The sequence below is a fragment of the Lachnospira sp. CLA-JM-H23 genome, assembly GCF_040096425.1.
GTDB classification, from domain to species: Bacteria; Bacillota; Clostridia; order Lachnospirales; family Lachnospiraceae; genus Lachnospira; species Lachnospira rogosae.
The window spans coordinates 114,395-125,654 of record NZ_JBBMET010000010.1; the positions used below are offsets into that span (position 1 = coordinate 114,395).

The following is an 11,260-nucleotide window of genomic DNA, read 5'->3' on the forward strand; positions in this document are numbered from 1 at the left end:
ATTACTATTTTAATTGAATAAAGAAAGGAGAACACATATGGCAGTAGATTCATCTAATGCAGTATCGCAAAGCCAGATTATCAGTTCTACATCTAAGACAACGAATACTAAGAAGTCTAACACACTTAATATGGAGAACTTCTTGAGCCTTTTAGTAGCAGAAATGCAGAATCAGGATCCGCTTGAACCAACAAGTAATTCAGATTATATGGCTCAGATGGCAACATTCTCACAGGTAGAAGCTACAACAGAGATGAATGAAAAAGTGCTTAGCCAGACAGCATCTAATCTTATTGGTAAAGCTGTTATTGTAAAGACAGATATGAATACATCTGGCTATGCTGGTGGTGTGGTTAATGGCTGGCAGGAGATTGATGGTATAATATATCTTGGTATTAACGGCGGTCTTTATGATATTAATGATGTTGATCAGGTGATTGACAAAGATTACTATGAAAAATGGAATGCATCTAATGGTTCTAATAGTTCATCTGGAAGTACAGACAGCACAACAGGCAGTACTGATTCAACAGATGATAAAAAGGACAGCACAGATTCTACTGATAAGTCAGAAGCAGCTGGGTCAGAAGAATAGAATTCGTACAGGAAAGGGATTGAATGTACATAATGCTTTAATTTAATTGATGTAAGATGGGAGATGTCTATGAATAATATACTCAATGGCAGCGTTACTTCAATTGAAAGAATGGCAGAGGTTATCAGTAAGAGAAAGAAACAGGATGTTAATGCCACGTATGATGGCCCTTCATTTACTGAAATATTAAGTCGTCAGCAGTCAATTGATGAGCTTGTCGCAGACAGAACTTCAGGTGTAGCATATGGGCTTAAATTCACTAAACATGCAGATGCAAGACTTGAACAGAGAGATATAAGACTAACTGACGAACAGATGATAAGGCTTGAAGAGGGAACGAAGAAGGCATATAGCAAAGGAATCAAAGAGTCTTTGGTTCTTGTTGATAATCTTGCGTTCATAGTCAATACTGATAAGAAGACAGTAATAACAGCTATTGACCAGAATTCAAGTGATGACAACATTTATACTAATATTGATGGCGCAGTAGTTATGTAACAGGACCGGTAAGGATGTTATTCATCTCTGACTGACAGATGAGATGATACGCCTCAATGTTTAATAAGAATATTAAATAACGCGGTTACGCAGTATGGAGGAATAATATTATGATGAGAGCATTGTTCTCTGGTGTGTCAGGCTTAAAATCACATCAGACAAGAATGGATGTTATAGGTAATAACATTGCAAATGTTAATACAGTAGCTTACAAATCACAGTCGATGACATTTAGTGAAGTGTTTTACCAGACAACACAGACAGCTACAGGACCTAATGCCGATACAGGTAAAGGTGGTACTAATGCTATGCAGATTGGTCTTGGCTCTTCAGTGGGTTCTATATCAACAGCAATGACAACAGAAGGTGCAACAGAGAGAACAGATAATGCAACTGATCTCGCTATTACAGGCTGTAACGCATTCTTTATTGTAAGCAGCGGTGGTAATACATATTTTACAAGAGCTGGTAACTTTACAAAGGATGAGTCAGGTGCATTGGTTACACAGTCTGGTGCAAGCGTACTTGGATGGCAGGTTGACAGCGAGACTGGTGAGATATTAAAGGATAAGGTATCACCTCTTTATCTTGAAAGTGATGCTGTTAAATATACATTACCAGAAAGAACAACAGGACTTACACTTGCTGGTAATATTAATTCAACAGAGTCTGATGATGTAACAACAACGCTTAACTTCTATGACAGCCTTGGTAGTTTATATCAGGCAACAGTAGTTCTTCATAAGGAAGGACAGACAGGTAATGATGTTACATACTCAATAACAGCATCTTCAATAACAAAGGATGGCGAAAAGACAGACCTTACACTTACAACAAGTAACACACTTGTGTTTAATTCAGTTACAGGTCTTTCTAATGAAGCTAATGCTAATATTGAATTTACAGTTGAGAGTCCAACAGCTAATGATCCACAGCTTGATAATATTGGTGCTGAAGGAACTCATATATTAACTGTTGATATGTCAGGAATTAAGATGATAGCAGATAAGTCATCAATCAAACAGACATATGGTATCAAGGATGCAACAACTGGCAATTATATTGGTGGTGGTAAGGCTGTTGGTACAATGACATCTTACGGTATTGATACAATGGGTAGAATTAATGCAAGCTATAGCAATGGTGATGTTAAGACTATTGGACAGATAGCTGTAACAGAATTCACTAACCCTGGTGGTCTTGAGAAGGTTGGAGAGAACTTATACGCTGCAACACTTAACTCAGGTGAGTTCGATGGAATAGGAAAAGATATATCAGCTACAAAGGGTAAGATCCAGTCGGGAGTATTAGAGATGTCTAATGTGGATCTTGCACAGGAATTCACTACAATGATAACAACTCAGAGAGGCTATCAGGCTAACTCAAGGATTATTACAGTATCAGATACTTTGCTTGAGGAGCTTATTAATCTTAAGAGATAATTAAGGTTATCATAACAAAGCGATTCATATTTATGGAACGCTACAGAAGAGTATTCTGCCGCGTTCCATTATTTTATTGAAAGGATAGAATGTTTCAGAATTTTATTCTATAAGTTATGCAGACAAAAGATATAAAGAAATATTTCGTTATTATTTGTCAGATTAATTAAGAAAATATGTAGAAAAATGGCAGTATTATATTGCAATAATTTGTCATTGGTGTTTTAATATATATAGTTTAATTATGGGGGTGTTGTATATATATAATATAAGTGTGCCCCAATATGAAAGAATGGATGGTGTCTTTGATGGATTTAGCTTCAATTATAGGTATTGTCTTAGGTGCGGTAATGGTTGTATTCGGTATTCTGTGGGGCAATGGTGTATCAGCTTTGCAGAATTTCGTCGATGTTCCTTCAATTATTATTACACTTGGAGGTTCTTTAGCAGGTCTTATTGCGTCGAATACTCTTAAAGATTTCCTTAATAATTTTAAAGGTGTGGGTCTTGCGTTTAAAGATCCGAAGTATGACAATGGTTCAACAATAGCCAAGATTATAGAATTGTCAAATGTAGCAAGAAAGGAAGGTCTTCTTGCACTTGAAGAGGTGGCACAGAATCTTGATGATGAATTTATGAAGAAAGGTATTCTGCTTATTGTTGATGGTACAGAACCAGAGCTTGTAAGAGGAATACTTGAAACAGAACTTATGAATATGGATGAACGACACAGAAGTGTGGCTGGGTTCTTTGAGACATGGGCAGCACTTGGTCCTGCCTGGGGTATGATTGGTACTCTTATAGGTCTTGTTAATATGTTAAAGGATTTGCAGGATTCATCAGCAATTGGACCATCGATGGCAACAGCCCTTCTTACAACACTTTATGGTTCGTTGATAGCTAACTGGTTCTGTACACCAATTGCTAATAAATTAAAAGAGCAGAATTCTATAGAATATCAGCTCAAAGAAATAGTTATTGAGGGTCTGCTTTCTATTCAGGCAGGTGAGAACCCACGAGTAATTGAAGAAAAGCTTAAGTCATTCCTTGCACCAGCATCAAGAAATGCATTGTCTACCGAAGAAGGAGGAGGTGAAGCTTAATGGCTAAGAGGAAACCTCAGGACCAGCCAGCCGGATCTCCAGCGTGGATGTCGACTTTCAGTGATTTGATGAATTTGTTATTATGTTTCTTCGTTTTACTGTTTTCGATGTCATCAGTAGATGCAGAAAAGTTTGAAAAGGTTGCGGCTTCCCTGTCAGCGAGCTTTAGTATATTTCCATCAGGAGGTTCAGCATTATCTGATGAGGGTATTCTTGTGGGAAGTGGAGCAACACAGCTTAATGATCTTAGTTCATATTATAATAATATGGGTCTTAATACAGACGGTGAATTTACCGAAGAGGTAAAGACAGCTAAGGAACAGATGGATAAAGAAGGACTTAAAGAGTCTGAAAGTATGGCAGATGAAATAGAATCGGCTCTTAAAGCTGCTAATGTTGATAATCAGGTTGAGATAACAGCTACTAATAAATATGTAATGCTTAATATGAATGGTGGTATATTGTTTAATTCAGGTGAAGCTGATCTGACATCTGAAGCGGTGAGTCTGTTAGATTCAGTGGCTGGAGCAATATACCAGTATAATGACAATTATATAACAATAGAGGGACATACAGATAGTAATCCGATTAATACTGCCAAGTTCCCAGATAATATGATGCTTTCTGTGCATAGAGCACATAGCGTATATAATTATCTTGTTAATAATAAAGGCTTTGATGCCAAGACTATGACATCTTCAGGTCGTGGAGAGAATGTTCCGATAGCTGATAATACAACGGCAGAGGGACGTGCCCAGAACCGTAGGGTTGAGATAAAGATATATAATAATCTTAACAGTGATATACAGTAGATTTTCATTAAAGTATTTTGCTATAGACATAATCAGCATATATTAGATACATATCAGGAGGAAAGTTTATGAAGAAAAGTATGTTAAATGTTATAACACTTGCACTAGTTCTTGTGAATCTTGTGCTTACTGTTATACTTACATTTTCACTTGTATCAACTAACAACAAGACTAATAAGCTTGTGACTAAGGTTTCGGAGATTATTGACCTGGATGTTGCAGGTGTTGATAACAGCAGTAAGTCAACATCAGCTGGCACAAGCATAGAAGATGTAGCTTATGTAGATGTAAGCAATAATGGTTCTAATGATATTATGATATCTTACACAGATGGTGGTAAGACACATTATGCAATTGTTAATGTAACTCTTGGACTTAACACTAAGGCTAAGGATTATGCATCTAAGAGCACAACTATTAACAATGGTATGAAAGTAATTGTAAACGCAGTCCAGACAGAGGCTATGAAATATACATATAGTACAATAGCAGCAAGCAAGACAACAGTGGAATCTAATCTTTTAGCAACACTTCAAGATACATTCCAGACTGAGTGTATAACATCTGTTATTGTATCAGTAGTAGTCCAGTAATATAGGGGAATGTGTTTAATGTTAAAGATTAATTATGAATACAAGGAGGTGAGGAAGACATGGGAGAGGTCTTATCGCAAAGCGAGATAGATGATCTTCTAAAGGCGTTAAGCAGTGGTGAACTTGATGTTGATGAGATGAAGAATGGCGAAGAGAAACAGGTGAAGAACTATGACTTTGCAAGACCATCTAAGTTCTCAAAGGAACATTTAAGAACATTGGAGATTATATTCGAGCATTTTGGAAGACTTCTGGCAACCAATCTTCCAGCCTATTTAAGAAAAGCAGTCAGTGTTGACGTAGTCAATTCGGAAGTAGTAATCTATTCAGAATTCTCAAATGCCTTGTCAAATCCAGTTCTGCTTGGAGTAGTAAGTATGGCTCCGCTATCAGGTAATATGGTTATGGAGATTGCTTCTAATCTGGGATTTGCATTTGTAGACAGATTGTTAGGTGGAGCAGGAGCAGCTCTTGATAAAGAAAGAGAATTCTCGGAGATTGAGCTTTCGATAATAGAAAGAATATTCTCAATATGCGTTAATCTTTTAAGAGAGCCTTGGGAAAATGTTATTAAAGTAACTCCGCGATTGGAAAGAATAGAGACAAATTCTCAGTTTGCACAGATAATATCACCAACTGAAACAATAGCAATTATAACTATTAATCTCAAGATAGGTGATGTTGAAGGTCTTGTTAATGTATGTCTTCCATTTACATTATTAGAGCCAGTTATGGACAAGCTTAATACGAAGTTCTGGTTTGCTAATATGCAGGAAAAAGATCCTAAGCTTTATGGAGATGTTATTGAATCGACAATCAGCAGGACTAAAGTACCTGTTAAGACATTGCTTGGTGAATCCAAGATTAATGTATCTGATTTCATTAACCTTCAGGTGGGGGACATTATTAAAATTGATAAAAAAGTTGATCAGGAACTCGATGTTTATGTTGGCAACATCAAGAAGTTTAAAGCATTACCTGGTTACTTTGAAGATAAATACGCAGTTAGAATAACGGACGTAATTAGAGAGGAGAGTGAGTAAAAGATGGATGGTATGTTATCACAGGATGAAATCAATGCATTATTGAATGGAATGTCTGCTGATGATAGTGCTGACAATGAAACATCGGAGACACCACAGGAAAGTAATGAGTCTGCAAGTGATAATACTCCGAACACCGATAAACCAGAGGCCCTTTCTGATACTGAGAAAGATGCAGTTGGCGAGATATCTAATATAAGTATGGGTACAGCAGCGACAACACTTAGTTCACTGCTTAACCAGAAGGTTAATATAACGACTCCTAGGGTTGAGGTAGCAGATTGGGATAAGCTTTCTAGAAAGTATGACAGACCTTGTGTAATGCTTCAGATTAGATATAAGGAAGGTATAGATGGCAATAATGTACTTATTCTTAAGGAGAGAGATGTTAAGATAATTACTGACCTTATGATGGGAGGCACAGGAAATGTAGATGATGGAGAAGAACTTACAGATCTGCATCTTAGTGCAATAGGTGAGGCTATGAACCAGATGATGGGTTCAGCAGCTACCTCTCTTTCATCAATGTTTAACAGGAAGATAGATATAAGTCCTCCAATTGCTAATATTGTTGAAACATATAATGAGATGGATGAAACACTTCCACAGTTTTTAAATGACAATTTTGTAATTGTTGCATTTAAGATGCAGATAGGGGATTTAATTGATAGTGAGATTATGCAGTTATATCCTATTGATTTTGCTAAGGAACTTTTAACAATGTTCTCAATTGATCAGGAAGCACAGTCAGATAACAGTTCAGCAAGCACAGAACCAACACCCGCTGAACAGACGGCAGCACCGCAGCCACAGGCAGCTACAGCACCACAGGCAGCTACAGCACCACAGCAGCCAATGCCAGATATGTCACAGCAGGGTATGATGCAGCAGGGAATGCCAATGCAGGGTATGCCTTACGGATATGGAATGCCAATGCAAGGTATGCCTTATGGATACGGAATGCCAATGCAGCAGGCACCTGTGAAGGATGTTAATGTTTCACCGGCATCATTTCAGCCGTTTCAGGCTGATGTTAATCCACTTGTTCAGCAGGAGAACATCGATTTGATTATGGATGTGCCTCTTGAAGTAACAGTTGAACTTGGAAGAGTATCAAAGTCAATTAAAGACATTCTTGATTTCGCACCGGGAACAATCGTTGAACTTAACAAGATTGCAGGAGAAGCAGTTGATGTATTAGTTAATGGCAAATATGTTGCCAAAGGTGAAGTTGTTGTAATCGAAGAGAACTTCGGTGTAAGAATTACAGAAATTATCAAGTAATAATTTATTGTTTTTTAATAAAAAGATATATCAAAATTGGACTTGATGATGTATAATACTTACGGATTTTTATTTAGTGAATAATTTATATTTTAGTTAAGATAGGAGATTCATATGGCTAAGAATATTTTAATTTGTGATGATGCAGCATTTATGAGAATGATGATTAAGGATATACTCACAAAGAATGGTTACAATATCGCAGGAGAGGCTGAGAATGGTGCTAAGGCTGTTGAGAAATATGCAGAATTAAAGCCAGACCTCGTACTTATGGATATTACAATGCCTGAGATGGACGGAATTGAAGCACTTAAGAAGATTAAAGAAACAGATCCTAACGCAGCTGTAATTATGTGTTCAGCTATGGGTCAGCAGGCAATGGTAATTGAATCAATTCAGTCAGGAGCTAAGGATTTTATCGTAAAGCCATTCCAGGCAGATAGAGTATTAGAGGCTGTTCAGAAAGTTGTTGGATAATGACAGTTGCACTTATGAGCAGCAGGCTTGAAGCATTTGCACAGCTTTTTACTCTTCTTATTGTATTTATATTTGTATTGGCAGCTACATATTTTGCAACCCGTTTTGTTGGTAATTACCAGAAGAATAAGCTTTCCGGAAGTAATATACAGATATTAGAGACTATGCGTATATCTAATACAAAGTATATTCAGGTTATTAAGGTTGGCGGGAAGTGTTTTGCAATAGCTGTTACTAAAGATAATGTGAGTTTTCTTTGTGAATTGAATGAAGATGAGCTTATATATAATTCTTCTAGTGATACAGGTACAATTAATAAGGAGAGTTTTAAGGCTGTTTTGGAGAAATTTAAAAAGGACAAGCCAGAAGGTTAGGCGGGTTTATTGTATGTTACATTGGTTGAGAAAGCATAAAAAGTCATGCATAAGAGGATTTGCAGCAGTCAGTGCAGTATTTGGTGTGATGTGTGGCGTTACAGCTAAGGTTCTTGCTGCGGAAGGTGATGACAATCTTATAAGCATAGGCATATCGGCAGGTGATGGCAGTGATATGGCAAGCGTTTTACAGATGTTGATTGTATTGACAGTAATATCGTTAGCACCATCAATACTTATTATGCTTACTTCGTTTACCAGAATTGTTATAGTGTTGCATTTTACAAGAGCAGCTATAGGTACACAGACTGTTCCACCTAATCAGATAATTATAGGATTATCATTGTTTTTGACGGTGTTTGTTATGGCACCAACATTTACAGAGATATATGATAATGCCATAACGCCGCTATCTAATAATGAGATGACGGCAGAGGAGGCATTTGATGAAGGTATTAAGCCGCTAAGAACATTTATGTTAAAGCAGACTTCTACCAAGGATCTGGATACATTCCTTAAAATTGCAGGATATGAAGAAGGTTCAGTCAAATCAGAAGATGATATAACATTAAGGGTTTTAATTCCATCATTTATAATAAGTGAATTGAGAATTGCATTTATTATTGGTTTCCTTATATATCTTCCATTTATTGTTATTGATATGGTAGTATCTTCAACGCTTATGTCAATGGGTATGATGATGCTCCCACCAACAACAATATCTACACCGTTTAAGATACTTCTGTTTGTTATGGCAGATGGATGGAACTTGATTATTGGTAATTTAATGATGACATTCAAATAATAAAGGTGGGACTGATATATGGATACTGGTACAGTTATTAATATTGCAAGGCAGACAGTATGGATTATAGTAAAAACAGCTGTTCCTGTACTTCTTGTTTCAATGATTGTTGGTTTGGTTATAAGTCTTTTTCAGACACTTACATCTATTCAGGAGCAGACTTTGACATTTGTGCCGAAGCTTATTGCAATTCTTTTAACATTAATGCTTTTGGGGGCATGGATGTTAAATCAGATTACAGGATTTATGGGGAATTTGTGGAATTTCTCACAGTATATTTAATTAAAGGATTAAGATATAATGATTAATTATGAGGTTGCGCTTGGACAATTTGAGCTATTTGTTTTAATATTAATTCGATTAGCTTCATTTGTTTATGCCGCACCTTTTTTTAATACTGCCAATGTTCCACGAAAGTTTAAAGTTGGTTTTGCAATTGCACTTAGTGTGATTGTTTATGCTATTCATCCAGATATGTCGGTAGAATATGATAATATGATTGATTATTGTATAATTGCACTGCAAGAAGTAATAGTAGGAGTAATACTTGGTGCGGCGAGTTTTTTTTGTGTTCAGATTATACAGTTCTCAGGTAAGATAATTGATATGGATATAGGTATATCTATGGCACAGTTATATGACCCTACAACAAGAATGCAGGTGGGTATTATGGGCAACTTCTATTACTATATGTTAATGCTTTTGCTTATAATATCAGGTATGCACAGATTTCTTATAGAAGCTATCGTTGAGACATATAATGTTATACCTATAGGTGGAGTCAAATTCAGCGGTGCGATATATTCGACTGTTATACAGTTTATGACAGATTATTTTGTTATAGGTTTCAGAATAGCACTGCCCGTGTTTGCCACAACTCTTCTTCTTAACTGTATTCTTGCCATACTTGCAAGGATAGCACCACAGATGAATATGTTCGTTGTTGGTATGCAGCTTAAGATATTTGTTGGAATATTTGTAATTCTTTTTACAATAGGTATGCTTCCAGCTGTTTCTAATTTCATACTGGAAGAAATTCAAAGCATATTTACAGCATTGGTAAGGGGTATGAGCTGATATGGAGAATGAACTTATATTAAGGCTGAACCTTCAGTTTTTTGCTAAAGATGGTCCCGGAGGGGAAAAGACAGAGCCGGCTACAAGTAAGAAGCTTAATGATGTAAGAAAAGAAGGACAGGTAGCTAAAAGTAAAGAGATAATAACAGCCATTTCTTTGATGTCATTGTTTATTATCCTAAAGATTTATGTGGGAAGACTTGGCACTGGATTTATAGATGTATTTAAGAATATATATGGGGCAATTGTAGTAATAGGCAATGACAGCGGTGATGGCTTATCCACCGGCTGGGCAGTAGCAACATTAAGACAGCTTGCAACAGAGGTTATTACGCTTGCAATTCCAATACTTCTTGTAGCTGTGATAATAGCGATACTTGGTAATGTGTTACAGCAGAAGTGGATGATAACAGCAAAGCCTATGCAGCCCAAATTAAGCAAGATTAGTCCGTTGAGTGGCTTTAAGAGAATGTTCTCTGTAAGACAGTTATTAGAGCTGCTAAAATCAATAGTGATGATTACAATTATAATTGCTGTTGTATATTCAACGATAAAAGATAAAATGAATGTTCTTCTTACATTCTATGATATTAGTCTTAATACAGCACTTTCAACAGTAGGAGATATAATTATAGGTCTTGGCATTAAGATAAGTGCGATATTTCTGATAGTCGGATTTGCTGACCTTGTGTATCAGAGACACAAGTTTAAGAATGATAATATGATGACTAAGCAGGAAGTTAAAGATGAATATAAGAATTCCGAGGGTGATCCTCAGGTTAAGGGACAGATCAGAAAGCGTATGCAGGAAGTATCAAGAAGAAGAATGATGCAGCAGCTTCCAGAGGCGGATGTAGTTATTACTAACCCAACACATTTTGCAGTCGCCCTTAAATACGAACCTAATGAGGGCAGGGCACCAGTAGTAATTGCCAAGGGTGCTGATTATCTTGCATTTCAGATAAAGGATAAAGCTAAGGAATATAATATTGCTATTGTGGAGAATAAACCACTAGCGAGAATTCTATATCATAATATAGATGTTGGTATGGAGATACCACCAGAATTATATCAGGCAGTTGCAGAAATTCTTGCCGCAGTTATGAAAACAAATAATAGATTATAATATAAATATGTGTTATTATTAATATTACAAT

Annotated in this window: 14 protein-coding genes; all 14 read left to right on the forward strand. The window is 36.4% G+C overall.

What is annotated here, in order from left to right:
* Positions 1–37 precede the first annotated feature (37 nt).
* The 14 genes from WMO42_RS12650 to flhB all read left to right on the forward strand — a co-directional run bounded on the left by WMO42_RS12650 (position 38) and on the right by flhB (position 11,229).
* Complete coding sequence (locus WMO42_RS12650; protein WP_055174395.1) at positions 38–595, forward strand: flagellar hook capping FlgD N-terminal domain-containing protein; 558 nt, start codon at positions 38–40, stop codon at positions 593–595.
* Between the two features lie 69 nt (positions 596–664).
* Entirely contained in the window at positions 665–1,093 is a 429-nt protein-coding gene (locus WMO42_RS12655; RefSeq protein ID WP_055174398.1) for a TIGR02530 family flagellar biosynthesis protein, read from the forward strand.
* A gap of 110 nt (positions 1,094–1,203) precedes the next feature.
* The gene (locus tag WMO42_RS12660) at positions 1,204–2,535 is read left to right on the forward strand and encodes a flagellar hook protein FlgE (protein ID WP_022502704.1); all 1,332 of its coding nucleotides are present in this window, start codon (positions 1,204–1,206) and stop codon (positions 2,533–2,535) included.
* 308 nt (positions 2,536–2,843) lie between these two features.
* Positions 2,844–3,638, forward strand: coding sequence for a motility protein A (locus tag WMO42_RS12665; RefSeq protein ID WP_022502703.1), 795 nt, complete (start codon positions 2,844–2,846; stop codon positions 3,636–3,638).
* On the forward strand, positions 3,638–4,450 hold the full coding sequence (locus WMO42_RS12670; protein ID WP_349192434.1) for a flagellar motor protein MotB: 813 nt from the start codon (positions 3,638–3,640) through the stop codon (positions 4,448–4,450). Before WMO42_RS12665 ends, WMO42_RS12670 begins: the two co-directional genes overlap by 1 nt.
* A 68-nt stretch (positions 4,451–4,518) precedes the next feature.
* Positions 4,519–5,043 carry a hypothetical protein gene (locus WMO42_RS12675; RefSeq protein WP_022502701.1) on the forward strand — a complete coding sequence of 175 codons (525 nt, stop codon included), beginning with the start codon at positions 4,519–4,521 and terminating at the stop codon, positions 5,041–5,043.
* A gap of 59 nt (positions 5,044–5,102) precedes the next feature.
* Positions 5,103–6,086 carry a flagellar motor switch protein FliM gene (gene fliM, locus WMO42_RS12680; protein WP_022502700.1) on the forward strand — a complete coding sequence of 328 codons (984 nt, stop codon included), beginning with the start codon at positions 5,103–5,105 and terminating at the stop codon, positions 6,084–6,086.
* Between the two features lie 3 nt (positions 6,087–6,089).
* Positions 6,090–7,370, forward strand: coding sequence for a flagellar motor switch phosphatase FliY (gene fliY, locus WMO42_RS12685; protein ID WP_349192436.1), 1,281 nt, complete (start codon positions 6,090–6,092; stop codon positions 7,368–7,370).
* Between the two features lie 114 nt (positions 7,371–7,484).
* Positions 7,485–7,847, forward strand: a complete 363-nt coding sequence (locus WMO42_RS12690; RefSeq protein ID WP_022502697.1) for a response regulator — start codon at positions 7,485–7,487, stop codon at positions 7,845–7,847.
* The gene (locus tag WMO42_RS12695) at positions 7,847–8,221 is read left to right on the forward strand and encodes a flagellar biosynthetic protein FliO (RefSeq protein ID WP_022502696.1); all 375 of its coding nucleotides are present in this window, start codon (positions 7,847–7,849) and stop codon (positions 8,219–8,221) included. The genes WMO42_RS12690 and WMO42_RS12695 overlap by 1 nt, the downstream gene beginning before the upstream one ends.
* Before the next feature lie 13 nt (positions 8,222–8,234).
* Positions 8,235–9,026 (forward strand): flagellar type III secretion system pore protein FliP, encoded by a 792-nt coding sequence (gene fliP / locus WMO42_RS12700; protein ID WP_022502695.1) that lies wholly within the window; start codon positions 8,235–8,237, stop codon positions 9,024–9,026.
* 18 nt (positions 9,027–9,044) lie between these two features.
* The gene (gene fliQ / locus WMO42_RS12705; protein WP_022502694.1) at positions 9,045–9,308 is read left to right on the forward strand and encodes a flagellar biosynthesis protein FliQ; all 264 of its coding nucleotides are present in this window, start codon (positions 9,045–9,047) and stop codon (positions 9,306–9,308) included.
* Between the two features lie 18 nt (positions 9,309–9,326).
* Entirely contained in the window at positions 9,327–10,103 is a 777-nt protein-coding gene (gene fliR, locus WMO42_RS12710) for a flagellar biosynthetic protein FliR (protein WP_055174406.1), read from the forward strand.
* Between the two features lies 1 nt (position 10,104).
* Positions 10,105–11,229 carry a flagellar biosynthesis protein FlhB gene (flhB, locus tag WMO42_RS12715; RefSeq protein ID WP_055174408.1) on the forward strand — a complete coding sequence of 375 codons (1,125 nt, stop codon included), beginning with the start codon at positions 10,105–10,107 and terminating at the stop codon, positions 11,227–11,229.
* Positions 11,230–11,260: the final 31 nt, after the last annotated feature.